This window comes from Roseovarius sp. 217 (assembly GCF_000152845.1).
Lineage (GTDB): Bacteria > Pseudomonadota > Alphaproteobacteria > Rhodobacterales > Rhodobacteraceae > Roseovarius.
Genome location: NZ_CH902584.1, coordinates 2,866,355 through 2,890,465, shown reverse-complemented (window position 1 = coordinate 2,890,465; position 24,111 = coordinate 2,866,355). Strand labels below are relative to the sequence as shown.

Sequence of the window (24,111 nt, the reverse complement as noted above, 5' to 3'; positions counted from 1 at the left end):
CCGGGACTTAGATCGGGACCGGGGGCAGCGCCCCCACCCCGCTCTCAGCTCTTGGCGCGCTTGGCCTCTGCCACAACCTTTTCTGCCAGATCGCGAGCGATGCCAAATGCACCCTTGATCCGGTCGGTCTCGCCCTTCCAGTCGCGCCGCACGACAATCCTGTTGTCGCGCACCTTGGCCAATCCACGCTCATCGGCGATGAACTCGACCAGCCCGCGCGGCGAGGCGAATTTATCGTTGTGAAACTGGATCGTCGCCCCTTTCGGCCCGCCATCGAGCTTGGCAATGCCGGCGCGTTTGCACATCGCCTTGATCCGCACCACCAACATCAACATGTTGACCTCGCGCGGCAATTTGCCAAAGCGGTCGATCAACTCGGCGGCAAAGCCTTCCAACTCCACCTTGGTCTCCAACCCGCTCAGGCGACGATAGAGTCCGAGACGCACATCGAGATCGGGCACATAGGTCTCGGGGATCAGGACCGGCACGCCCAGATTGATTTGCGGCGCCCATTGCTCATCCGCCTCCGACAGCCCCTCCATCTGACCCGAGCGTATCTTGGCAATCGCCTCTTCCAGCATGGATTGGTAGAGCTCATAGCCGACATCGCGCATCTGCCCGGACTGTTCCTCGCCCAGCAAATTCCCCGCACCGCGAATATCCAGATCCTGCGAGGCCAGCGTAAAGCCTGCCCCCAATGTGTCGAGACTGCCCAGCACCCGCAGCCGCTTTTCCGCGCCCGGCGTCAGCGGCGCACGCGGCTTGGTCGTCAGATAGGCATAGGCGCGCGTCTTGGAGCGGCCCACCCGCCCCCGGATCTGATAGAGCTGGCTCAGCCCGAACATATCCGCGCGGTGGATGATCATCGTGTTGGCGGTGGGAATATCGAGCCCCGATTCGACAATCGTTGTCGCCAGCAGCACATCGTATTTGCCATCGTAAAACGCGTTCATCCGGTCGTCGAGTTCCCCCGCCGCCATCTGACCATGGGCGATGACATATGTGACCTCTGGCACCTGCGTTTTCAGGAAATCCTCGATCTCGGGCAGATCGCTGATACGCGGCACCACATAAAACGATTGCCCGCCGCGATAATGCTCGCGCAAAAGCGCCTCGCGCACGGTCACGCTATCGAACTCGCTCACATAGGTGCGGATTGCCAGACGGTCCACCGGCGGCGTGCCGATGATCGACAGATCCCGCACCCCTGACAGTGACAGTTGCAGCGTGCGCGGGATCGGCGTCGCGGTCAAGGTCAACACATGCACGTCCGAACGCAACTGTTTGAGCCGCTCTTTATGCGCCACGCCAAAGCGCTGCTCCTCGTCGATGATGAGCAGCCCGAGGTTCTTGAACTTGATCCCCTTGGCCAAGAGGGCATGCGTGCCCACGACAATGTCCGCCTCACCGCGCGACATGGCATCGCGGGTCTTGGCGGCATCCCCTGCCGAGACAAACCGCGACAGGGGGCGAACATTGACCGGAAACCCCCGAAAGCGCGACGCAAACTCTTGATAATGTTGCCGGGCAAGCAACGTGGTGGGGGCGATCACGGCCACCTGTAGACCCGTCATCGCAGCGGCAAACGCCGCGCGCATCGCCACCTCGGTCTTGCCAAATCCGACATCGCCACAGATCAACCGATCCATCGGAGAGCCAGAGCCGAGATCACTCAACACATCCTCAATGGCGTGCAACTGATCGTCGGTTTCCTGATAGGGAAAGCGCGCGGCAAAGGCCTCCCAGGCGTGGTGTTCCGGCTCGATCACCGGCGCGCGCCGCAACGCACGCTCGGCGGCCACCCGGATCAGGCGGTCCGCCATCTCGCGGATACGTTCCTTGAGCCGCGCCTTCTTGGCCTGCCACGCCCCGCCGCCCAGACGGTCCAGAAACCCCTCTTCATGCCCATATTTTGAAAGCAGTTCGATATTCTCGACCGGCAGGTACAGCTTGGAGCTTTCGGCATATTCCAGCACAAGGCATTCATGCGCCGCCCCGGCGGCCGTCACCACCTCTAGCCCCAGATAGCGGCCAATGCCGTGGTCCACGTGCACCACCAGATCGCCGATGCTCAGGCTCTGCGCTTCGGTCAGGAAATTCTCGGCCCGCCGCCGGCGCGGCGCACGGATCAACCGCTCACCCAGCACATCCTGTTCGGCGATCACCGTCAGGTCCGGCGCCTCAAATCCGTTCTCCAGCGGCCAGACCGCCAGATGAAGCCCATGCCTGCCGACACCTTTGGCCGTGCTGACACTCACCGCGCCAATCAACCCTTCGTCCTCAAGCAGACCCTCAAGTCTTTCGCGCGCGCCTGCGGAATACGAGGCCACCAGCACCGGACCTCGTTCAAGTTTTGCGTGAATATGATCCTTCAGGGCACTGAAAAGGTTTATATTTTCCTGCTGTCGTTCAGGTGCAAAGTTGCGTCCGATCCGCCCGCCTGCGTCGATCACGCCCAAGCCTGTCGCCTGCGGCAAGGCTGCAAACTGCAAGACACGCCGGTCAGCCACCGCCGCGCTCCAGGCTGCATCGTCAAAATAGAGCAAACCCGGCTGCACCGGCTTGTAGACGGTATCGCCCCGCGATTTCTGGCTCAGCGCCAGATGCCGCGTCTCGTATTGATCCGCGATACTGTCCCAACGCGCCAGACGCTGCGGTGTGACCTGCTCATCCAGCGTGATCGTGGCCGCTGGCAGATACTCAAACAACCCCTCCAGCCGCTCATGAAAGAACGGCAACCAATGCTCGACACCCGCGTGTTTGCGCCCCGCACTCACCGCCTCGTAAAGCGGATCATCGGTGCCCGCCGCGCCAAACTCGATCCGGTAATTCTGACGAAAGCGGCGGATCGCCTCCTCGTCCAGAATGACCTCCGACACGGGCGCCAACTCCACCCGGCTCAACTTTTCAGTCGTGCGCTGTGTGGCCGGATCAAACCGGCGAATCCCATCCAGCACATCGCCGAACAGATCAAGGCGCACCGGCCCGCCCTCGCCCGGAGGGTAGATGTCGATGATCCCGCCGCGCAGCGCGTAATCGCCAGGTTCCGTCACCGTGGGTGCCTGCGTAAACCCCATCCGCACCAGAAAATCGCGCAAGGCCTTGTCGTCGATCCGCTCACCCACCGCCGCGACAAAAGCCGCATCGCGCAGCACGTCTCGGGCAGGCACCCGCTGCGACGCGGCATTGAGCGTGGTCAACAGCACAAATTGCGACGGCCCTCCATGCACCAACCCCGCCAGCGTCGCCATCCGCGTGGCCGAGATATCGGCATTGGGCGATACCCGGTCATAGGGCAGGCAATCCCAGCCCGGAAAGGTCATCACCGGCATATCAGGCGCAAAGAATCGCAAGGCCGCCTGCATCGCCGCCATCCGCTTGTCATCGCGCGCGATATGCAGGACCGGCGCACCGGTCTTGGCCACTTCAGCCAGGATCAGCCGCGCGTCAAAGCCTTCGGGCGCGCCGCCCACGGTGATATGCTGCGCTTTGGTCATGGTGTTCCTGTTCCTTGCGCTCGGTCAGCAGACTGTGCATGCGCCCGAACGGCGAGCGGCTTCATCCCAGAATATTGGCATTCATGTTCTGATACATGCCCCACATCGCAGTCACGAAGATCGAGAACATGCCAATCAACTGGATGAAAAAGCGATGCGTCTGCAACCGTTTGATCAAGGCCTCGCCATTCAGGTCCCGGGCAGTGATGCGTTGTGCCACCCACACAGACAGAATACCGACAATCAAGAGCGGAAAGCCCAGCAAGAATAGGGCTTGGGCGAATTCGTTGTGATACACAAACCCCAAAAGCATCAGCATCGTCATCAGGAACGCGGTGATGCCCACCATCAATAAACCCGATTCCCGCGCGACATAGAGGATGCGGTTGATATTGATCCGTACCATATCTTCGAAATCCGTTATCGCCTGCGCACTCCGGCCCTTGCGGGCCCGAATGGCCATGTCCCATGGCACGCCTAATACCCAATGGCTGGCCGAGGACCACGTCACAGCCAAGGCGATCCAATACCAAAGGTTGCTAAAGGACCGCATGTCAATCAATTCGAAAACAGTGTCGTACCAGTCCAAGGCCGGTCCCCTCTCGCCGTATCATCGCTTCTCTTAGCGCCGGTGCGCGGCAATTCCTACCCTTGAGATGCGTGAATTTCCATGCCACTCAGTGAGGGTTGACCCAGCCAGAAAGACCGCCTATGCGCCCGACCCAAGCTGCCTTTCCCGCCACCCGCCTGCGCCGCACCCGCGCAACCCCCAGCATCCGCGCCTTGGTGGCGGAAAACACGCTCTCGGTCGGCGATCTCATCTGGCCAGTATTCGTGCGCGATGGCGACGGCATCGAGGAACCGGTTCCCTCCATGCCCGGCGTGATGCGCCGCTCCATCGACCGCGTGGTCGAGGCCGCCCAAGAGGCCGCTGACCTCGGTATACCGGCCATTTGCCTGTTTCCCTATACATCTGCCGAAAACCGAACCGCCGATTGCGCAGAGGCCTGGAATCCCGAAAACCTGAGCAATCGTGCCACGCGCGCGATCAAGGCGGCGGTGCCAGACCTCTCGGTGATGACCGATGTGGCCCTCGATCCCTATTCGGACACCGGCCACGACGGCTTTGTCGTGGATGGCGAGATCGTCAATGACGCCACGGTCGACGCTCTGGTCAAACAGGCGCTGTCTCAGGCCGAGGCGGGCGTCGATATCATCGGCCCGTCGGATATGATGGACGGGCGCGTCGGGGCCATTCGCGCAGCGCTTGAAGCGCATGGTCACCATAATGTGATGATCATGTCCTACGCCGCCAAATACGCGAGCGCCTTCTACGGCCCGTTCCGCGATGCCGTGGGGGCCGCAAATGCCCTCAAGGGCGACAAGAAAACCTATCAGATGAACCCGGCCAACACCGATGAGGCGCTGCGCCTCATCGAGCGTGACCTGCGTGAGGGCGCGGATATGGTGATGGTCAAGCCGGGCATGCCCTATCTCGACATCTGTCGACGGGCCAAAGAAACCTTTGGCGCGCCCACTTTTGCCTATCAGGTATCGGGCGAATACGCGATGATCATGGCTGCCGCTCAGAACGGCTGGATCGACCGCGAACGTGCCATGCTCGAGAGCCTGATGTGCTTCAAACGCGCAGGGTGCGACGGGGTCTTGACCTATTTTGCACCGGCGGTGGCCCGTATCTTGTCAAATGGCTGACCTGAGCGCGCAGTATCCCGCGCATGAACGCAATCTATGGTGACATAAGACCACCTTACCCCTATAATCGGTGCCAGACCGGTATGTTACAAAAGACCGGCACCCTGAGGCAACAAACAGGCAAACCCATGAGCATTCTCTCAAGACGGACTTTTACCTTGGGCCTGATGGCCGGCACGCCGCTGCTTGCGGCCTGTGGCAACGGCGTTGGCAGCACCGGCGCCTCGACGATTGACGCGCGGGTGGATTCCACCCTCACCCATATGTATGCGCAATACCCCGGCACCCGCGCGCTTGCTGACAAATCCAATGGCATGCTGATCATGCCCTTGATGACAGAGGCCGGTCTGATCGTCGGCGGCGGCTTTGGCCGTGGCGCGCTCCGGATCAACAACATCACGGTCGATTACTACTCGGCGACCAAAGGCAGCATCGGTCTTCAGATCGGGGCACAGCAATTCGCGCATGTGTTGTTCTTCATGACCGAAGGCGCATTGGAACAGTTCCGCCGCTCGTCGGGTTGGGCTGCGGGCGCGGACGTGGAATATGTCTTCAACGACAGGGGCGAAAACATGCGCGCCGAAACCACAACCTCGACCAGCCCGGTTGTAGCCGTGGTCTTTGGACAGGCCGGCGCTCTGGCCGGTGCATCGCTCGAAGGCATGAAATACACCCGCATCATCCCCTAACCGGATCGCATACTGACGCCGCAAAGCCACAAGGCTGGTGCGGCGTCAGAGCGGCCAGACGATCAGCAAGAGCGGCAAGCTGATCGCCACGACCAGAATTTCCAACGGCAATCCCAATTTCCAGTAATCGCCAAAGCGAAATCCGCCGGGGCCAAGGATCAGCGTGTTGTTCTGATGCCCGATGGGCGTCAGAAACGCACAAGACGCCCCAATGGCCACCGCCATCAGGAAACTGTCCGGGCTGACGCCAAGCGACGCGGAAATCCCAAGTGCGATCGGACACATCACCGCGGCGGTCGCGGCATTGTTCATCACATCAGACAGGAACATCGTGGTGATCAGGATCACCGCCAGGGCCGCTATGGCCTGCCCCTGCGCGACGTGGGTCACCAAAAACTCCGCCAGCAAATTCGCGGCTCCCGTGCTCTGCATCGCGCCCGCCACGGGGATGAGCGCGGCCAGCAACACGATCACGGGCCAGTCAATCGCCGTATAGACCTGACGGGGCGGCACTGTGCGAAACAACATCGAGGCCTGAACGCCCAGCGCGAAACTCGCCGCCGCAGGCAGAACGCCAAAGGTCACCAGCACAACCGCCACCCCCATGATACCCGCCGCCGTGATCGCCATCCGGCGGCTTGGCAGGCGCAACTCCCGCTCGCCCAGCGGTACACATCCCGTGTCATGGATGAATTCCGACAAGGATTCGGCCGGTCCCTGCATCAACAGAAGATCCCCCGATTTCAGCTTGATCGAGCGCAGGCGCGCGCGCGGTGCCTGCCCCCCGCGCGCCACCGCCAAAAGATTGAGCCCATACCGCGTGCGCAGATGCAGATCGCTGGCAGACATCCCGACAATCGACGCTGACGGCAGCACCGCCAATTCGCGCAACACCGTGTCGCGCTCATCCGTTGAACCGGGGTCTTCGGTCGCCTCCGCGTCGGTTTCGGTCTCTGCCTCCTCCGTCTTTGGCGCCTTGGCCTTCTTGATGTCCGCCTCCAAGGTCAGATCGAACACCGAAAGCGTTTCCGCCAAGGCCTCGACATCGGCCTCCAGCACGAGAACATCATCTTCCCTGATAATCCGCCCACCATGCGGGGCAAGCAAGCGTACATCGTTGCGCACCAATGCCACGATCTGCGCGTCCGAACTTTCGACGTCGCGCTCAAAGGCCCGCAGCGTCAGACCGATTGCCTTGCTCTTCTCACCCACCCGCACCTCGGTCGTATAGGCACCTGCGTCGAATTCCGACGCCCGCGCAGAGGTGCGCCGGGGCACCAACCGCCAGCCAATAGCGGCAATCGCCGCGATCCCGAGCACAGCCACAGTCACACCAACCGGCGCAAAATCGAACATCCCAAAGGGCCCACGCCCGGCCGCATCACGAAACCCGGAAACGATGAGGTTGGGTGGCGTGCCGACCAGCGTCATCATGCCCCCCAAAATCGTGCCAAAGGCCAAGGGCATCAACACCAATCCCGGCGGCAACTCCAACCGCTTGGCCAGTTGCATCGCCACCGGCATCAGGAGCGCCATCGCGCCCACATTGTTCATAAACCCCGAGAGCGCCGCTCCGAGACCCAGCAATGCAATCATACTGACAAATCGTCCGGCCTGACGCGGCAGCACCGCGCGGGTCAAGGCATCTACCGCGCCGGTGTTCTGCAACCCTTGGCTCAACACCAGCACACAGGCAACGGTGATCACCGCCGGATGCCCAAACCCGACGAACGCGTCGGCGGCTGGCACCAGCCCTGTGACCACACAGGTCATCAAGGACGACAGCGCCACCACATCATGCCGCAGCCGCCCCCAGAGAAACAGTCCCATAGTCAGCGCGAGCACGCCGAGGATCATCATTTGCGGGGCAGTCATCAGGCTATCCTCTGCATCAGAAACGACGGCCCTCGACAAAATCACGGGCAGGCGCGCGCTTCAAGCGCTACCCACCTTCAATGCAGCGTGAATTCGCCCACGACATTGCGCCACTCACCGGGGGCAATCAGCTTGCGATGCGTGAAACGCACCGAATGCAGCGGCCCCTCGATCTCTCGCTGCCAGAATTCGATGAACTCGAACAGTCGCGGATGGTCCGGTGCCAGATCATAGTCCTGCCAGACATAGCTGTTCAGCACATTCCGGTAATCGGGCATCCGGTAAAAGAACTCCGCCGTGGTTAGCCCATATCCTTTCAGCATCAATTCGGTTTCGGAAGTTGGCATTTTCTGCTCCTGTCACTACCTCATAGGACCATGATGCCTGAATGAAATTACTTTTCAATTAAAACAGTATGTTAGCACTCTACCTGCCCGGCTGACACATGCTGTGGCCCTGCGCCATTGCACCCCATATCCTGCCTCTGATATAGTCCGCTCAACAAGATATAGCGCCAGATCACAGGCCAGATCACAGGACGGTACAAAACGTGAGCGATACGCCTCAACCCCCTGAAAACATGGATGAAACCCCACCAGAACGGCCCAGCTACAGCGGCCCATCGGTGTCCATCACCCATGAGATGAAAACATCCTACCTCGATTACGCCATGAGCGTGATCGTCAGCCGCGCGATTCCTGACCTGCGCGACGGCCTGAAACCGGTGCATCGGCGCATTCTCTATGCCATGCATGAGGGCGGCAATACCCACGACAAACCCTATCGCAAATCCGCCCGCGCAGTGGGTGACGTGATGGGCAAATATCACCCGCATGGCGATTCAGCGATCTATGACGCGCTTGTGCGCATGGCGCAGGATTTCTCGATGTCCCTGCCCCTCCTTGATGGTCAGGGCAATTTCGGCTCTATGGACGGCGATAACGCGGCCGCCATGCGCTATACCGAAGTGCGGATGGACAAACCGGCGGCCTATCTGCTGGCCGATATCGAAAAAGACACCGTCAACTTTCAGGACAATTACGACGGCAAAGATCGCGAGCCCACCGTCCTGCCCGCGCGCTTTCCCAATATGCTGGTCAATGGTGCGGGCGGTATCGCCGTGGGCATGGCCACCAATATCCCGCCGCACAATCTGGGCGAGGTCGTGGATGCCACGCTGGCACTGATCGAAAACCCCGATCTCGAGAGCGAAGATCTGATCCAGTATATTCCCGGCCCCGATTTCCCCACCGGCGGCCTGATGCTGGGCCGCTCCGGCGCGCGCAAGGCCTATCTCGAGGGACGCGGCTCTGTCATCATTCGCGCCAAGACCCGCGTCGAGGAGATCCGCAAAGACCGCTACGCCATCATCATCGACGAGATCCCCTATCAGGTGAACAAGGCCACGATGATCGAACGCATCGCCGAAGCCGCCCGCGAAAAGCGGATCGAAGGCATCTCGCATGTGCAGGACGAGTCTGACCGCAACGGCGTGCGCGTGGTGATCGAACTCAAGCGTGACGCAACCGCCGAGGTGGTGCTGAACCAGTTGTTCCGCTTCACCCCGATGCAGACCTATTTCGGCTGCAACATGCTGGCCCTCAACGGCGGCAAACCCGAGCAACTGACGCTGCACCGCTTCCTGTCCCTCTTCATCGTGTTCCGCGAAGAAGTGGTCGCACGCCGCACCGCCTTTGAGTTGCGCCGCGCTCGCGAACGCGCGCATGTGCTCTGCGGTCTGGCGGTAGCTGTGTCCAACGTCGACGAGGTCGTGGCCACGATCCGCGCCTCCGCCGACGCCGCCGAGGCCCGGCTCAAGCTGATGGAACGCCGCTGGCCTGCAAGAGAAATCCTGCCCTATATCGCGCTCATCGACGATCCCAGCCACCCGGCCAATGAGGACGGCACCTATAATCTGTCCGAGGTTCAGGCCCGCGCCATTCTCGACCTGCGCCTGCAACGCCTGACGCAACTTGGCGTCAAGGAAGTCACCGACGAGCTGCAAGACCTCGCCGGCAAGATCAAGGAATACCTCGCCATCCTCGCCAGCCGCGAACGGATCATGCAGATCATCTCGGACGAACTGCGCGAGGTGCGCGACCTCTTTGCCGTGCCGCGCCGCACCCAGATTGTCGACTGGTCCGGTGACATGGAAGACGAAGACCTCATCGAGCGCGAGGATATGGTCGTGACCGTCACCAGCGGCGGCTATATCAAACGCACGGCCCTTGCCGATTTCCGCGCTCAAAAACGCGGCGGCAAAGGACTGTCGGGCATGGCCACCAAGGATGAAGACGTGGTCACCACCCTCTTTGTCGCCAATACCCACACGCAGCTTCTGTTCTTCACCACCGGCGGTATGGTTTACAAGCTCAAGACATGGCGTTTGCCACTCGGGGGCCGGACCTCCAAGGGCAAGGCCATCGTCAATATCCTGCCGATTCCCACAGGCGTTTCCATCGCCGCAATCATGCCGGTGGACCGCCCCGAGGAAGATTGGGAAGATTTGCAGATCGTCTTTGCCACCTCGGCAGGCGATGTGCGCCGCAATGCGCTCTCGGATTTCACCAATGTCATGCGCAATGGCAAGATCGCGATGGACCTGCCCGAGGGCGTGGAACTGGTCAACGCGCGCATCTGCGGCCCCGAGGATGACGTCATGCTCGTGACCGATTCCGGCCGCGCCATCCGCTTCCCAACGACCGAGGTGCGGGTCTTCAAGGGCCGCAAATCCACCGGCGTGCGCGGCATCCGCCTGCTGGGCAATGACCGCGTCGTGTCGATGTCGGTGATCAGCCATTTCGACGCCTCCGCTGACGAGCGCGCTGCCTATCTCAAGATGCGCCGCCAACTGGCAGGCGCGGATGAGGACGCAGCCGCCGATGACGAAGGCAACGCCGATGCCGCCATCAGCCCCGAGCGCTTCGAGGAAATGCAATTGGCTGAAAACCTGATCCTGACCATCACCGCCAAAGGCACGGGCAAGCTCAGCTCCAGCCATGACTACCCGGTGCGCGGGCGCGGTGGCATGGGCGTGCAGGCGATGGACAAGGGCATGCGCGGTGGCACGGTCGTCGCCTCCTTCCCCGTGACGCTCGAGGATCAGATCATGCTCGCGACCTCCAAGGGTCAGTCGATCCGCGTGCCTGTCATGGGCATTTCCTTCCGCTCGCGCAGCGCGGGCGGGGTCAAAGTGTTCAACACCGGCACCGGAGAAGAGGTCGTTTCGGTCGCTTGGATCGCCGAACAGGCCGATGAGGACGAAACTGCCGAGGGTTGACTTTAACCCTCGGCGCGACCTTTAATCGTGCATCATCATGATTTGGCCCAATTCTTGCAACATTTGCCATGAATAGAAGGCCGCCCATGTGCGGCTTGTTTGTGCGAGTAAAGACCAGTTCCTCTTCCCTGACCGAGCGGATGCTGCATATGACCAGAAACTTTCGCTACCGAATTGGTCCAACCGGACTGAACTTGATGCGCATCGTGATGGGGTCCTACTTCATGGCCCTCGCGCTCGGGTTCGTGACAGGCTTTGACGTCGGGGCGCTCTTCTCCTTTGTCCTGCCTCAAAGCGTCGCGCGTTTCGTCGGTTCGATTGCCCTGCTCTGCCTCAGCATCAGCTTTATGGCAGGATTTCAACTGCGCCGTATCGCCCGCACCCTTGTCGCCCTGATCCTGTTCTCGAGCCTGACTGAGAACTTTTGGCTGTTGACGCCTGAGAACCTCTCGGGTTTTTGGCGGGACTTGGCGCTCGCGGCGGGGGTATTCCTCAGCTACGCCTCGCTGGGACGCCGGGAATTGCGCCGGGCCTCGATCTTCGTCCAGCGTGCGCGCGTGCGCCGCGTATTTGTACGAAAGGCGATCGAACCCCACCGCATAAGCCCGCTCCTGACACGCAAGAGACCGATCCAAAAGGAAATCCGGAACGCACTCGCCGTCACCTCAGGTCCGAACCGCTCCAAAACAGCCGAGGACGAACCAGAAGTCGAGAATATCTTCGCCAATCTGTGACGGCCGCTCGGGGCTTAACTCGGTCTCAACCTATCCCGTGCAAACTCGGCAGGGTGCCACAGGATGCCGGGATGCCTGCCGATGAACCTCTATTGCTGCATGATTGACCTCAAACAGGATGCCAAGGCGTTGGGCTTTGCCGCCGCGCTTGAGGCTTGGATGACCCATCTTCACACCCACGGAACCATTGGACGTTGGCGCCTCTGCCGTCGCAAGCTGAACCTTGCGGCCGATGCCTATGGTGATTTCCTGCTCGAGATAGAGGTTGCCGATCTCGCCCAACTGGACCGCGCCTTTCGGCTCACTGGCGCACAGGACGAGACAACGACAGTGCTGCATGAGCGTGTCCATGCCCAGATTGCTCAGGCCCGCTTTGCCCTCTACCGCCCGTTTCCGGACGCAGAGCGCGCTGAACGCATGTCACTTGTCTAAAGCGGCAGGCTCGTCACCCGACGGGATCGCACCTGCCGAGTGGCCTCGTCGGGCTTAAGATACCTCAGGGGCATGGGGGCAGCGCCCCCATCATCCCACAGGCCATTCTGGCGTGACAGTGCGGCTAGTTCGCCAGATTGTTCGCGGTCGCGCCGAAACCAACGATCGTTCCAAACAGACCAAGTATGGTCTGCACCCGCGTGACCGGCGATTCGGTTGCAAGCAGCGTGTCACCGGGATTGATCTGGAATTGCCGCGCGGCAAACAGACCATCAGCATTGGTCAGATCCAGCGAAAAAATGACCTGAGGCATGTCCGGACCTGGCTTGTCGGGGTTGAGATGCCGCCGGTCATATTCCCGCAGCACCAGCAATCCTTTGGGATCGGCACGCGCCGCACTCAACCCGCCCATGGACGATACGGCCTCCATCGCGGTTATGGTTTCCTCCTCGAAGGGAATCACCTTCTGGCTGCCCGCAGCACCCAACACGTTAAAGCTGCGGTCATCTTCGGTCACGACGATCTGATCGCCCCCGCGCACCAGCGCGTTGCGACCGGGATCGGCAAACAGCGTCTCCGCACGGGTTTCATAGACCTCAGAGCCACGTTGCAACACGACCAGAGGATTCTTCATCGCCGGAGACACGCCGCCAGCCTGCGCCAGCACGCTCATGACCCGCGTATTGCGCGACTCCAGCGGATAGTTTCCGGGGGCGGCAACACCGCCCACCACGTCGACCGCATTGTTGCGCCCCGGCGTGACGCTCAACTGCACCTGCGCCGAGGGCGCAATCTCGAGCATGCGCGTTTGCAACGTCTCACGCGCTTCGGATTCGGTCATTCCGCGCACATTAATCTCACCGAGATAGGGCATGAACACCGATCCAGACGGCGACACCGTCATTGGAGGAACGGCCGTCGATCGCGACTCCTGACTGGCCAACAGGGAATTTTCCTGATTGTCCCAGATCACGATTTGAAGCGTATCCCCGGTTTGAATGATCGAGGAATCAGGGCCACGGCTTGCCGATAACCAACGGTAATGCCCCTTCCATCCGGACGCAGGCCACAACGCGAGGGCAGGCGTGGACCGGCGCGTGACCTCCACCACCTGAAACGTGGGGGATTTTGTGTCACGTTCGGCGAGAACCTCACTTTGCAGGGCGGCACCCCGAGGCAAACTGCACGACGCCAGAGCGGCAAACATGAGAACCCCAAGGAAAATCCTGATTGTGCGCGTCACTCTCCGACTCCCCCGTCTGTTTGGCATTGCATCGGTTCCTACCCCGCACACGGCGTGCTAGACAATCGGAATCTGACCTTTAGCAACAGGCAGCGCTGCATCTTGGCCGAAACGCACTTAGGACCATCTCTGCTCGTGACCGGCGCATCAGGCCGAATTGCCGGATTCTTGCGGGCCGCGTGGCGCGATCTTGACGCCCCACGGATTGTCTGGCTGTCGCGCCGCAAGCCCGCTGATATTCTTTGGTCCCCCGGGGCTCGTCTCTCAACTTTGCCCGATTGCGATACCGTCATTGCGCTTTGGGGCCGGGTGTCCGGCGCGCCAGAGGATCTTTCAGCCAACATCGACCTCGTCCGCCACAGCGCCGATCTGGCCGCAGCCTGCGGCGCGCGGCGCGTGCTGCACTTCTCCTCCGCCGCAGTCTACGGTCCTGGCCACGCGCTGCACGAAACCGATAGACCGGCGCCCGCCAATGCCTATGGCCATTCCAAACTGGCGATGGAAGACGCGGTGCGTGCCTTGCCCACCGGCCCCACGCGGCACTGCTGCCTGCGGCTTGCGAATGTTGTGGGGGCCGACAGCCTTGCCCCCGCCCTGCGGCTGCATGACAGCCCGGTCCGGCTTGACCGCTTTGCCGATGGCACCGGCCCCTGCCGCAGCTATATCGCTCCGGGCGATCTGGCCAAGGTCTTGAGGGCGCTCGCAAGCGTGCCGCCAGATCAGCTTCCTGATACGCTCAATGTCACATCGCCCACGCCCGTAACCATGCAGGCTCTGGCCGAGGCAGCCGGACGTCCCGTGATCTGGCAAGACGCCCCGGAAACCGCCGTGCAGACCGTAAGCCTCGACGGCACCCGACTTGCCGGTTTGATCCCGTTTCTATATCTCAGAGATACAGCCCAACAGATGATCGACGACTGGCACACTCTGGAGACCGCACCATGACCCCAGCCAAGAGGGCCTTCGACATTGGATTTGCGCTTTTGCTGATCCTGCTGCTGGCTCCGGTTATCCTCGTCGTTGCCCTCCTCATCGCCCTGATCGACGGCCGCCCCGTGTTGTACTTGTCCGAGCGGATGCGGACACCGGATACACCGTTTTGCCTTTGGAAATTCCGCACCATGCGGGTGGTCGAGAACGACGCGGGCGTCTCGTCCGGCTACAAGCAGCATCGTGTCACCGCCCTGGGCAGACGCCTTCGCGCCTACCGCCTCGATGAATTGCCACAGCTTCTCAATGTGCTGCGCGGGGACATGAGCTTTGTCGGACCGCGCCCCCCCCTGCGCTGCTATGTCGAGGCCTGCCCCGACCTCTACGCCAAGGTGCTCGAGAAACGCCCCGGTGTGACCGGACTCGCGACGCTGGTCTACCACCGAACCGAAGAAAAGCTGCTCTCCGCCTGCACCAGCCACGAGACCGGAGAAACCACCTATGTGACCCGTTGCATTCCCCGCAAGGCAAGGCTGGATCTGATTTGGTCGCGCCACCAGAGCCTGTGCTACGACCTGCGTTTAATCTGCCAGACCGTGATTCGTGTCTTTTACCGTCGCAGGGCACGCCGCCTCGAACGCGGTTGATTTCAAAGGATTCGTCACGCCTCTTGCACATATGTTACGCGAATCGGCTAAAACTTGCTCAGTTTCGGGGTCCACACCTGTAACAAGCCAGTGATTGGGATTTGTATTACTGCGCCAAGCGCCTAAAACGAAAAAGCCGAATAGTGGGGGTAAGCGCAGTGCTCTATCGAACTGTCACGACGCTGAAACAAGGTCAGAAGCAGACGTTCTTTCTGACGCTCGATATGCTGATCGTGGCTATCTCGTACCTCGCCGCGCGTGTTCTCCTCCTCGGACCGTCCTCTCTCGCGGCAGCGGGAGATGCAGTTCTGAGCGAACTTCTGGTGATGATGTGCACCGCCGCCGCGGTGGCAACCTATTTCGGGCTGCACAAGGTCAAGCTGAAATCCTACGAAATGCAAGGCATGCTCAACTCGGGTTGGGTGGCACTTGCCATGACGGCAAGCGGCGTCGCCGGTTCGCTTCTTCCGGGCAGCGCGGCGGCCCCGGCCACGGTCTATGTCGTCAGCGGCATGATGTTTCTCATCCTGTCCGTCACCGCGCGCCTCGTGCTGCGCATGGTCCTGCTGCGCATCTACCGCAATGGCAATCGCCGTCTGCGGGTGCTGATCTATGGGGCCGGTCAAACCGGACAACAACTCGCCAGCGCATTGGCAACGGATGACGAAGTCTTGCCAATGGCCTTCGTTGACGACGAACCGCGCCTGCAATCCCTGACCATTGCGGGACTCAAGGTGTTCAAATCGTCCGATCTGCCGGATCTCATCAAACGCTACGACATTCAGCGCGTCATCCTCGCCATGCCAAGCGCCCCCCCGGCCAAGCGCGCCGTGCTCTCGCGCCGCATCGCAGACCATGGCTGCGAGGTCCACGCTCTGCCCTCCTTTGCGGATCTGATCTCCAACGACGTCCGCACCCTCTACAAGAGCCGCCCGGTTGACATCAACGATCTCCTCGGCCGCGACGGGCTGGACGACAAACTTCCCGGCTCACGTGACAGCTACAAGGGGCGCTGCGTGCTCGTCACCGGTGCCGGTGGCTCGATCGGCTCGGAACTCTGCCGCCAAGTGATCGCCTACGAGCCCGGCCATCTGATCCTCTTTGATCACAGCGAACACGCCCTCTTCGAGATCGACCGCGAATTGCGCAGCCTCGCACCTCTGATGCGGATCACCCCCATACTTGGCTCGGTTTGCGAGAAATCGGTGGTCAATGTCCTGATGCGCGCGCGCAAGGTCGAGATTGTGCTGCACGCCGCCGCCTACAAACACGTGCCCATGGTCGAAGCGAACGCGATTGAAGGCATGCGCAACAATGTGATCGGCACACGGATCGTGGCCCATGCCGCACGCGACGCCGGGGTCGAACTTTTTATCCTCGTCTCGACAGACAAGGCCGTGCGCCCCGTCAGCGTGATGGGCGCCTCCAAGCGCTTTGCCGAAATGATCGTGCAGGATCTGGCAACCCGGAGCAAAACCACCCGCTTCTCCATGGTGCGTTTTGGCAATGTGTTGGGCTCTTCCGGCTCTGTCATCCCGCTCTTTGCGGAACAAATTGCGCGCGGCGGGCCTGTGACGCTGACCCACGCCGACGTCACCCGCTATTTCATGACCATCCCCGAAGCGGCGCGCTTGGTTCTATTGGCAGGCTCTTTTGCCCGCGGCGGCGATGTCTTTGTGCTCGACATGGGCAAACCCATCGCGGTGCGCGACGTGGCGCGCAAGATGATCGAAGGCTCGGGTCTCACGGTACGTGACACGCTAAATCCACACGGCGACATCGAGATCCGCATCACCGGCCTGCGCCCCGGTGAAAAGCTCTATGAGGAACTGCTGATCGGCTCCGACATGCTGACCACGCCACACCCCAAGATCCTGCGCGCCCAAGAAGGCCATCTGTCGGAAATCGAACTCGCCAAGGCGCTCAAATCCCTGTCCGAGGCAATCGAGACCCGCGACGTGGCGCTCCTGCGCAGCGTGCTCGCGCAGTGGATCGAACAGATCGAAGACCACCCCGAAGCCAGCGTCAATCAGTAGACGTCACCCGGCGAGCGCACCAAACTTACCCTCCAGATAGGCCAAGAGCGGCTCTGCCCGCGGTGCGGCCCCACAGGCGCGCGCAATGACCTCCGCCGGCTCGTATAGCCCGCCATGCTGCTGCACAGTGTCGCGCAGCCACGCAGTTGCCTCTTGCAGATCACCTTGCGCCAATTGCGCATCGAGCCCCGGCACGGCGTCCCGCAACGCGGCATGCAGGCACCCGGCATAGACATTGCCCAGACTATAGGTCGGGAAATACCCGAACAGACCCACCGACCAATGCACATCCTGCAACACGCCGTTGGACGCGCGATCCACCGGCGTGCCGAAATCAGCGGCAAAGCGATCATTCCACGCCGCCTCAAGATCGGTCACGGCCAAATCCCCGGTCATCAACGCCCGCTCCAGATCGTAACGCAGCATCACATGCAGATTGTATTGCACCTCATCTGCCTCGGTCCGGATATAGCCACGATGCACCCGGTTCACAGCGCGGTAAAAGCCATCCTCATCGGCAATTCCGAACGCGCCAAAGGCATCGCGCATCTGCCCATAGAGCCAACCACAGAAGGCCCGGCTCCGCCCCAACTGGTTCTCATAAATCCGGCTCTGGCTCTCATGCACCCCCATCGACACCCCCTGCCCCAAGAGCGTCAGGCGATAGGCGGGATCAATGCCCTGCTCGTAACAGGCATGTCCGACCTCGTGGATGGTGGAATAGAAACAGTTGAACGGGTCCACCTCGCTCACCCGCGTGGTGATCCGCACATCGTCGCCGCTGCCGGAACTGAACGGATGCACCGCCAGATCCAGCCGCCCCCGGCTCAGGTCATAGCCGAACACCTGCGCCAGCTTCTGCGACAGCGCCAGTTGCGCGGCACGGTCAAATCTGCCCTCGAGCTTGGGCCACGCCACCTCCAGCGCTGCCGCGCGCAGCGCCACCAGACGCGGTCGCATCTCAGCAAACATCGCATCGAGCTTTGCGGCCCCCATCCCCGGCTCGTAATCCTCAAGCAGCGCATCATAGAGCGCGCCACCCGCTGACAGGGCCGCCGCTTCCTCGCGCTTGAGCCGGACCACCTCGGACAGAACCGGCGCAAAGGCGGCAAAGTCATCCGCCGCCCGCGCCTCGGCCCATTGCCCCTGCGCCCGGCTCGTCAGCCGCGCCAGCGCCACGGCCAGATCGCCCGGCACCTTGACCGCCCGCTCATAATCCCGCCGGATATGGCGCAACTGCGCCCGCGCCACGGCCCCGGTCGCTTTCTCCTCGGCCTCTGCCAGCACATCGCCCCGCGCCGGGTCCACCCGTCGCGCATGAAGCACCGCCTGCATCGCACCCGATTCCTCGGCCCGCTGATCGGCGGCGCCGCGCGGCATCATGGTTTCCTGATCCCAGCCCAGCCGTCCGGCCACCTGCGCCAAGGCCTGCGTCTCGCGCTCGCGCGCCATCAGATCATCATAGGCGCTCATGCTCAGCGTCCCCGAATGGATGTGGCGCGCGGATACTGGCTCAGGAACCGCGCCCGCAGGATCAGCACCCAGAGCACCACCGCCACGAATTGATGCGCAATCGCCAAATGCCAGGGCGCGATATAAAGCACCGTCATAATACCCAGAACGATCTGCAACAGCAGCACCGCAAAGGCTGCGGTAAAGGCACCCCGCGTCTGTACATGCGCGCTCTTTCGCCCGCGCAGCCAGACCACCACGGCAAAAATCAGCAAGAGATAGCCGCTCATCCGGTGAATGAATTGCACCGTGCCGGGGTTCTCAAAGAGGTTCCGCCACAGGGGCTGCAAGTCCATCATATCGGGCGGCAGAAATCCCCCCGCCATCAGCGGCCAATCGGTATAGCTGCGCCCGGCATCTATCCCCGCCACCAGCGCCCCCAGCAGGATCTGCAGGAAGGCAAAATGCATGAGACCCGTCGAGAGGCTGTAGAGCTTCGCCTCCCGCCCCCGCCGCGCCTGCATCAACTCCCGCTCCTCGCGCCCCAGCAGGAACACGAACCAGGCAATCACCCCCAGAATGACAAAGGCCAGCCCCAGATGCGTCGCCAGCCGGTAAGAGGCCACCGCCACCCTCTCACCGCTCAGACCAGAGGACACCATCCACCAGCCAATCGCGCCCTGCGCGCCGCCCAGTGCGCCCAGTACCAACAAACGCCCGGTCCATCCTTTGGGAATTTGCCGCGCCAGCAGGAACCCGAAAAAGCCCAAGGCCCAGACAAGCCCGATCACCCGGCCCAATTGCCGGTGCCCCCATTCCCACCAATAGATGAACTGGAATTCCGCTAGGGTCATGCCCTTGTTGATCAGCTCATATTGCGGAATGGCCCGGTATTTGTCGAACTCTTCCATCCAATGCGCCTCAGACATCGGCGGCAGCGCCCCCGTCACGGGCTTCCATTCCGTGATGCTGAGACCACTGTCAGTGAGCCGCGTCAGCCCGCCCACCGCGATCATCACCACCACCAGCGCAAAGAGCACCATCAGCCAGACCCGGATCGCACCCCGCGCGCCCCGGCGGCCCGTGTCGATCATGCCGCCTTGCGGCACGGGCTTCACGGCCCCTGTCTGTCCCACCTCTTCGAAAATGCTGCGTTTTCCGCTCATGCTCACGCCTCTTCCTGTTCGCACCTGGCAACACTAGGGCGCGTCCCCGCCTGCTTCAACTGCGCGCCTTCCAGCGGACCATCTGCCGCATCACCCCATGCAAGGTCTGCACATCGGCCCGCGTCATCGGCATCCGGCTCCACATATTGCGCAGGTTGGTTTTCATGCTCCCGGCCTTGTGCTCGGGAAAGAAAAACCCGGCCTCCTCCAGCCGTTCCTCATAATGCGCCGCCAATGCCTCGACCTCGACCTGCGCGGCCCAGTCGGTCTTGGCCAGATCGACCCGCTCAGGCACCACCTGCCCCGCCGCACGCTGCCATTCATAGGCGGTGAGCAACACGCATTGCCCAAGGTTGAGACTGGCAAATTCCGGATTCACCGGCACGTTGATGATCGCATTGGCGCGGGCGATGTCGTCATTCTCCAACCCTGCGCGTTCCGGGCCAAAGAGCACCGCCACCTTTTCACCCGCCGCAATCTTCTCCGCCGCCAGCCCCATGGCCCGCTCGGGGCTCAACACTGGTTTGGTCAGCCCGCGCGCCCGTGCCGTCGTCGCCAGCACAAAGGAACAATCCGCCACCGCATCCGCAGTGCTCTCGACCAAGAGCGCCTCGTCAAGCAATCGTCCGGCCCCGCTCGCCATCGCCACAGCCCGCTCATTGGGCCAGCCATCGCGCGGCGCCACGATCCGCATCCGGTCGAGGCCGAAATTCCACATCGCCCGCGCCGCCGCTCCGATGTTTTCACCCATCTGCGGGCGCACGAGCACAAAGGCAGGCTGCGGGCGGGCGGTCGGCATCGGCACTCTCGATCTGGTGTCACAGAATGGGGCCCGCCACCGGCAAGCCCCCTCTTTCATCGGTCTTCAAATACTCAGATCCAACCGGGCGGCAAATACCGCGCCATCGGATCAGACCGCAGGATTACTCCGCAGCCTTGGTCGAATGGTCTCCACCGCCATCTCCGGAGGATCCGTTCCCCTCAGACTTGGGCACACGCTTGGCGCGCGGCTTGCGCGGACGTTTCGGCGCGGCTTTCTCAGCACCCGCGTCAGACCCTTGCTCAGCGGGTTGCTCCGCGACAGCTTCCGGCGCAGGCGCAGGTGCAGGTGCATGGCGGCGCGACGGCTCGGATCTGCGCACCGGCTCGGCCTGCGGTTTGCTCTCGGGCGTTTCGACCAGACCGCTATCGCGATCCTCAAAGCCACCGATCACGTCAGGCTGTGACAGGGCGGCAGACTCATAGGGCTGAGGCCGGTCGCCTTCATCAGCGTCACGCCCCGCCGGACGATCGCCACGCTCACGGTCGCGGTCGGTTTGACGATCCCGGTTGTAGCGTTCCTGCTCTTCACGCCGCGCATCCTGTTCCTTTTGGGCTTCCCCCAAAAGACGCAGATAGTGCTCGGCATGCTGCTGGAAATTCTCGGTCGCCACCCGGTCGCCCGACAGTTGCGCATCGCGCGCAAGCTGGTTGTATTTCTCGATGATCTGCTGCGGCGTGCCGCGAACCTTGCCCTCGGGACCGGAGCTGTCAAACACACGGTTGACGACATTCCCGACGGTGCGGTTGCGGTTCGGCTTGTTCCGCTGACGTGACTTCGATGATCTCATATGGTGCTGTCCAGCCCTATGCTCAAATTGTCGCTTGACCCGACTGGCGCCCCTTGCGCCGAATGAAACCGGATCGGACATGTTCTGGCTTGGTGTCAAGCGGGACCGCCCGAATGGGCATCCTCCGTCTTGACTGCTCCCCAATAAGCACGCGCCGCCCGGTCACACAAGAGCAAAGCGGATTATTTCCGCGATTCTTGCCAATTATGGCTCATTTCTGCGTGAAGTCTCGGACCAGTCTCCACACACCACCCGGTCGCGCCCCTCCAGATCGGGCAGCACCGCCACCGCCTCGAATCCCGCCGCGCGCAAGAGATCGGCCACCGCCGCCCCCTGCGTCCAGCCGATCTCAACCATCAGCCGCCCACCGGGGTTCAGATGCGCCCCCGCCGCGCCCGCAATCACGCGATACGCCGTCAGCCCGTCGCCCTCATCGGTCAGGGCCATGCGCGGATCGTGGTCGCGCACTTCGGGCATGAGCCCGACCATCTCATCACGCCCGATATAGGGCGGGTTCGACACAATGAGATCGAACGCGCCCGTGATCTGTGCGAACCAGTCAGAGTGGCAGAGCGATAGCCGATCCCGCACGCCATGCCGCGCAGCATTGCGCGCCGCCACATCAAGCGCCTCCGCCGAAAGGTCCAGGGCCACACCCCTCACCCCCGGCCATTCCGCCAGCAACGTCACCGCCAAAATGCCGCTTCCTGTGCCAAGATCGAGCAAAGTCAAAGGCTTGGGCCCGGCCAACGCCTCGGCGATCAGACATTCCGTCTCGGGGCGCGGATCGAGCACATCGGCTGTCACCTCAAACTCCCGCCCCCAGAACACCCGCCGCCCAAGGATCTTGGCCACCGGCGCCCGCGCCATCCGCCGCGCGATCATCGCCTCGAAACGCGCCTCGGCCCCCGGCTCCACCTCATCGCCCAGATGCAGCGTCAGCCGGTCGCGCGCAATCTCCACGGCCCCCGCCAAGAGCGCCCGCGCATCCCCGGCAGCGCCCTCAATCCCCGCCGCCTCCAGCCGCCGCACAGCCCGCAGCAACGCCTCGCGCAGGGTCACGACATTTCGGCCAGCAAAGTGGCCTGCGCATCCGCCGTCAGCGCGTCGATCACCTCATCCAGATCGCCGCCCATCACCTGCTCCAACTTGTAGAGCGTGAGGTTGATCCGATGATCGGTCATCCGACCTTGAGGGAAATTATAGGTGCGAATGCGTTCAGAGCGATCCCCCGATCCCACCTGCGCCGCGCGATTGGCCGAGCGTTCGCTGTCCACACGGCTACGCTCCATGTCAAAAAGTCGTGATTTCAGCACCTGCATGGCGATCTCGCGGTTGCGATGCTGCGATTTCTCGGAACTCGTCACCACAATCCCGCTCGGGATATGCGTGATCCGCACCGCCGAATCGGTGGTATTCACATGCTGCCCGCCCGCCCCCGAGGACCGCATCGTGTCGATGCGCAAATCATTGGGATTGATCTGGACATCCACATCCTCCGCCTCGGGCAGCACCGCCACCGTTGCCGCAGAGGTATGGATACGCCCGCCGCTCTCGGTCTCGGGCACGCGCTGCACCCGGTGAACGCCCGATTCGAACTTGAGCCGGGCGAAAACGCCCTCACCCTTGATATGCACCACCAGCTCGCGAATGCCGCCCAACTCGCTCTGCTGCTCCTCGATCACATCGAACACCCAGCCGCGCGCCTCGGCATAGCGCTGATACATCCGCATGAGGTCCGCGGCAAAGAGCGCCGCCTCCTCGCCCCCGGTTCCGGGCCGGATTTCAAGGATCGCAGGCCGCGCATTCGCCTCATCGCGTGGCAAGAGCGCCAGTTGCAGCGCCGCTTCCATCCCCGGCAGCCGCGCCTCCAGCACCTCCAACTCGTCACGCGCCAAATCGCGCATCTCGGGATCACCCAGCATCGCCCGCGCGCCCTCGATATCGGCCAGGATCTGACGATAGGCGCGGATCTCCTCGACCAGCGGCCGCAATTCGGAATATTCGCGGCCAAGGCGGGCAATATCGCCGCCGCCCTGCATCATCTGCGCCTCGATGAACTCAAAGCGCTCCGCGATTTGTTGCAATCTGTCCAAGGGTACCATGGGAATGATCCTCTGTCCCATCCTTGTGACTTGGTCAAGGGGCGTCACCTGTGCTAGAATCACCGCATGAAAGCGGTGTTGCCCCTCTTGCTGATCTGCGCCTCCCCAGCGCTCGCCGATGTCACCATCGGACGCAAGACGATTGAATGCTACTGCACCGACCGGAACGGGGCACGCATCGAGATGGGCGAGACGATCTGCCTTCAGGTCGATGGCAACATGTTCATGGCGCAATGCCAGATGTCGCTGAACGTGCCGATGTGGCGCAAGATTTCGGACGGATGCCTATCCTCCAGCCTGCCCCAATCGCTGCAACCAGCCGTCGATGCGGGCGGCGTTCACCCCCAGATCTGACTTGCCAAAGCGCAGCCGCCCGCAAATCTCCAGCCGCGCGCCATCCTGCCGCACCGTGGTATAATCCGGAAAGCCGAAAACGCGCGAGCGGGTGACATAGGTGATCATCCCCTGCGCCACGTCCCCGGCCAAAACCTCTGTGCGCGGCGTGGCGCGAATGATCGCATCGAGCGCGGCCAGATCCCCCGGCACTACCCGCATCGCGCCACCGTCCATATCGCGATTGGTGACGCTGTCCAGCATCTGATGCCAGCGCGCCGGGTCTGACGGGGCCAGACGAACAAAGGCCAGCACCGCCACAATCCCCACCAGAACCAGTCCCAGGATCAGCTTCATAGCACGCCCCTA

21 protein-coding genes are annotated in these 24,111 nt (G+C 62.2%); 9 read left to right on the top strand and 12 right to left on the bottom strand.

Going from position 1 to position 24,111, the window contains the following annotated elements:
- Positions 1 to 44: 44 nt before the first annotated feature.
- Positions 45 to 3,497, bottom strand: a complete 3,453-nt coding sequence (gene mfd, locus ROS217_RS13725; protein ID WP_009818371.1) for a transcription-repair coupling factor — start codon at positions 3,495 to 3,497, stop codon at positions 45 to 47.
- A 61-nt stretch (positions 3,498 to 3,558) separates the two neighbouring features.
- A complete protein-coding gene (locus ROS217_RS13720) occupies positions 3,559 to 4,086 on the bottom strand; it encodes a hypothetical protein (RefSeq protein WP_040650590.1) in 528 nt (175 codons plus the stop codon).
- A 122-nt stretch (positions 4,087 to 4,208) separates the two neighbouring features.
- On the opposite strand from ROS217_RS13720, the gene hemB reads away from it, so the two are divergent.
- Entirely contained in the window at positions 4,209 to 5,210 is a 1,002-nt protein-coding gene (hemB, locus tag ROS217_RS13715; protein WP_009818369.1) for a porphobilinogen synthase, read from the top strand.
- Between the two features lie 128 nt (positions 5,211 to 5,338).
- Positions 5,339 to 5,899 carry a YSC84-related protein gene (locus ROS217_RS13710; protein ID WP_040651493.1) on the top strand — a complete coding sequence of 187 codons (561 nt, stop codon included), beginning with the start codon at positions 5,339 to 5,341 and terminating at the stop codon, positions 5,897 to 5,899.
- 45 nt (positions 5,900 to 5,944) lie between these two features.
- Here ROS217_RS13710 and ROS217_RS13705 read toward each other — a convergent pair whose 3' ends face one another.
- Together ROS217_RS13705 and ROS217_RS13700 are read right to left on the bottom strand one after the other, a co-directional pair.
- Complete coding sequence (locus ROS217_RS13705) at positions 5,945 to 7,774, bottom strand: SLC13 family permease (RefSeq protein ID WP_009818367.1); 1,830 nt, start codon at positions 7,772 to 7,774, stop codon at positions 5,945 to 5,947.
- A 77-nt stretch (positions 7,775 to 7,851) separates the two neighbouring features.
- The gene (locus ROS217_RS13700; RefSeq protein WP_009818366.1) at positions 7,852 to 8,121 is read right to left on the bottom strand and encodes an usg protein; all 270 of its coding nucleotides are present in this window, start codon (positions 8,119 to 8,121) and stop codon (positions 7,852 to 7,854) included.
- Positions 8,122 to 8,354: 233 nt separating this feature from the next.
- Here ROS217_RS13700 and gyrA point away from each other — a divergent pair, with 233 nt between their 5' ends.
- From gyrA to ROS217_RS13685, 3 genes are all read left to right on the top strand, one after another.
- Positions 8,355 to 11,054, top strand: a complete 2,700-nt coding sequence (gene gyrA / locus ROS217_RS13695; RefSeq protein ID WP_009818365.1) for a DNA gyrase subunit A — start codon at positions 8,355 to 8,357, stop codon at positions 11,052 to 11,054.
- Positions 11,055 to 11,203: 149 nt separating this feature from the next.
- The gene (locus tag ROS217_RS13690) at positions 11,204 to 11,788 is read left to right on the top strand and encodes a hypothetical protein (RefSeq protein ID WP_157046603.1); all 585 of its coding nucleotides are present in this window, start codon (positions 11,204 to 11,206) and stop codon (positions 11,786 to 11,788) included.
- An 81-nt stretch (positions 11,789 to 11,869) separates the two neighbouring features.
- On the top strand, positions 11,870 to 12,220 hold the full coding sequence (locus ROS217_RS13685) for a DUF6614 family protein (RefSeq protein ID WP_009818363.1): 351 nt from the start codon (positions 11,870 to 11,872) through the stop codon (positions 12,218 to 12,220).
- Between the two features lie 124 nt (positions 12,221 to 12,344).
- Here the strand turns inward: ROS217_RS13685 and ROS217_RS13680 are convergent, their stop codons facing one another.
- The gene (locus ROS217_RS13680) at positions 12,345 to 13,463 is read right to left on the bottom strand and encodes a polysaccharide biosynthesis/export family protein (RefSeq protein WP_254656424.1); all 1,119 of its coding nucleotides are present in this window, start codon (positions 13,461 to 13,463) and stop codon (positions 12,345 to 12,347) included.
- Between the two features lie 135 nt (positions 13,464 to 13,598).
- Here ROS217_RS13680 and ROS217_RS13675 point away from each other — a divergent pair, with 135 nt between their 5' ends.
- The 3 genes from ROS217_RS13675 (at position 13,599) to ROS217_RS13665 (ending at position 17,076) form a co-directional block, all read left to right on the top strand.
- The gene (locus tag ROS217_RS13675; protein ID WP_254656423.1) at positions 13,599 to 14,408 is read left to right on the top strand and encodes an NAD-dependent epimerase/dehydratase family protein; all 810 of its coding nucleotides are present in this window, start codon (positions 13,599 to 13,601) and stop codon (positions 14,406 to 14,408) included.
- Complete coding sequence (locus ROS217_RS13670; RefSeq protein ID WP_009818360.1) at positions 14,405 to 15,040, top strand: sugar transferase; 636 nt, start codon at positions 14,405 to 14,407, stop codon at positions 15,038 to 15,040. The genes ROS217_RS13675 and ROS217_RS13670 overlap by 4 nt, the downstream gene beginning before the upstream one ends.
- A gap of 158 nt (positions 15,041 to 15,198) precedes the next feature.
- Positions 15,199 to 17,076 (top strand): polysaccharide biosynthesis protein, encoded by a 1,878-nt coding sequence (locus ROS217_RS13665; RefSeq protein ID WP_040650588.1) that lies wholly within the window; start codon positions 15,199 to 15,201, stop codon positions 17,074 to 17,076.
- A 3-nt stretch (positions 17,077 to 17,079) separates the two neighbouring features.
- On the opposite strand, the gene ROS217_RS13660 is transcribed toward ROS217_RS13665, so the two are convergent.
- From ROS217_RS13660 to prfA, 6 genes are all read right to left on the bottom strand, one after another.
- Positions 17,080 to 18,549 (bottom strand): carboxypeptidase M32, encoded by a 1,470-nt coding sequence (locus tag ROS217_RS13660; protein ID WP_009818358.1) that lies wholly within the window; start codon positions 18,547 to 18,549, stop codon positions 17,080 to 17,082.
- A 2-nt stretch (positions 18,550 to 18,551) separates the two neighbouring features.
- Positions 18,552 to 19,694: a heme A synthase gene (ctaA, locus tag ROS217_RS13655; protein WP_009818357.1), complete on the bottom strand. Its 1,143-nt coding sequence runs from the start codon at positions 19,692 to 19,694 to the stop codon at positions 18,552 to 18,554.
- Positions 19,695 to 19,749: 55 nt separating this feature from the next.
- Positions 19,750 to 20,493, bottom strand: a complete 744-nt coding sequence (locus ROS217_RS13650) for an RNA methyltransferase (protein WP_009818356.1) — start codon at positions 20,491 to 20,493, stop codon at positions 19,750 to 19,752.
- A gap of 124 nt (positions 20,494 to 20,617) precedes the next feature.
- Positions 20,618 to 21,304, bottom strand: coding sequence for a DUF4167 domain-containing protein (locus tag ROS217_RS13645; RefSeq protein WP_009818355.1), 687 nt, complete (start codon positions 21,302 to 21,304; stop codon positions 20,618 to 20,620).
- Between the two features lie 204 nt (positions 21,305 to 21,508).
- Positions 21,509 to 22,366 (bottom strand): peptide chain release factor N(5)-glutamine methyltransferase, encoded by an 858-nt coding sequence (prmC, locus tag ROS217_RS13640; RefSeq protein WP_009818354.1) that lies wholly within the window; start codon positions 22,364 to 22,366, stop codon positions 21,509 to 21,511.
- A complete protein-coding gene (gene prfA, locus ROS217_RS13635; RefSeq protein ID WP_040651491.1) occupies positions 22,363 to 23,409 on the bottom strand; it encodes a peptide chain release factor 1 in 1,047 nt (348 codons plus the stop codon). Before prfA ends, prmC begins: the two co-directional genes overlap by 4 nt.
- Before the next feature lie 66 nt (positions 23,410 to 23,475).
- Here prfA and ROS217_RS23575 point away from each other — a divergent pair, with 66 nt between their 5' ends.
- Positions 23,476 to 23,763: a hypothetical protein gene (locus tag ROS217_RS23575; protein WP_083781546.1), complete on the top strand. Its 288-nt coding sequence runs from the start codon at positions 23,476 to 23,478 to the stop codon at positions 23,761 to 23,763.
- On the opposite strand, the gene ROS217_RS13630 is transcribed toward ROS217_RS23575, so the two are convergent.
- Positions 23,695 to 24,099 carry a DUF1499 domain-containing protein gene (locus ROS217_RS13630; RefSeq protein ID WP_009818351.1) on the bottom strand — a complete coding sequence of 135 codons (405 nt, stop codon included), beginning with the start codon at positions 24,097 to 24,099 and terminating at the stop codon, positions 23,695 to 23,697. The two genes, ROS217_RS23575 and ROS217_RS13630, sit on opposite strands and share 69 nt — an antisense overlap.
- Between the last annotated feature and the right edge of the window lie 12 nt (positions 24,100 to 24,111).

Bases quoted from the DNA above. Each gene is read 5' to 3' on its own strand.
- ROS217_RS13705 (WP_009818367.1), bottom strand. From the start codon at position 7,774: ATGACTGCCCCGCAAATGATGATCCTCGGCGTGCTCGCGCTGACTATG.
- ROS217_RS13690 (WP_157046603.1), top strand. From the start codon at position 11,204: ATGACCAGAAACTTTCGCTACCGAATTGGTCCAACCGGACTGAACTTG.
- ROS217_RS13700 (WP_009818366.1), bottom strand. From the start codon at position 8,121: ATGCCAACTTCCGAAACCGAATTGATGCTGAAAGGATATGGGCTAACC.
- ROS217_RS13660 (WP_009818358.1), bottom strand. From the start codon at position 18,549: ATGAGCGCCTATGATGATCTGATGGCGCGCGAGCGCGAGACGCAGGCC.
- gyrA (WP_009818365.1), top strand. From the start codon at position 8,355: ATGGATGAAACCCCACCAGAACGGCCCAGCTACAGCGGCCCATCGGTG.
- mfd (WP_009818371.1), bottom strand. From the start codon at position 3,497: ATGACCAAAGCGCAGCATATCACCGTGGGCGGCGCGCCCGAAGGCTTT.
- ROS217_RS13650 (WP_009818356.1), bottom strand. From the start codon at position 20,493: ATGCCGACCGCCCGCCCGCAGCCTGCCTTTGTGCTCGTGCGCCCGCAG.
- hemB (WP_009818369.1), top strand. From the start codon at position 4,209: ATGCGCCCGACCCAAGCTGCCTTTCCCGCCACCCGCCTGCGCCGCACC.
- ROS217_RS13685 (WP_009818363.1), top strand. From the start codon at position 11,870: ATGAACCTCTATTGCTGCATGATTGACCTCAAACAGGATGCCAAGGCG.
- ROS217_RS13670 (WP_009818360.1), top strand. From the start codon at position 14,405: ATGACCCCAGCCAAGAGGGCCTTCGACATTGGATTTGCGCTTTTGCTG.
- ROS217_RS13645 (WP_009818355.1), bottom strand. From the start codon at position 21,304: ATGAGATCATCGAAGTCACGTCAGCGGAACAAGCCGAACCGCAACCGC.
- ctaA (WP_009818357.1), bottom strand. From the start codon at position 19,694: ATGAGCGGAAAACGCAGCATTTTCGAAGAGGTGGGACAGACAGGGGCC.
- ROS217_RS13710 (WP_040651493.1), top strand. From the start codon at position 5,339: ATGAGCATTCTCTCAAGACGGACTTTTACCTTGGGCCTGATGGCCGGC.
- ROS217_RS13630 (WP_009818351.1), bottom strand. From the start codon at position 24,099: ATGAAGCTGATCCTGGGACTGGTTCTGGTGGGGATTGTGGCGGTGCTG.
- ROS217_RS23575 (WP_083781546.1), top strand. From the start codon at position 23,476: ATGAAAGCGGTGTTGCCCCTCTTGCTGATCTGCGCCTCCCCAGCGCTC.
- prfA (WP_040651491.1), bottom strand. From the start codon at position 23,409: ATGGTACCCTTGGACAGATTGCAACAAATCGCGGAGCGCTTTGAGTTC.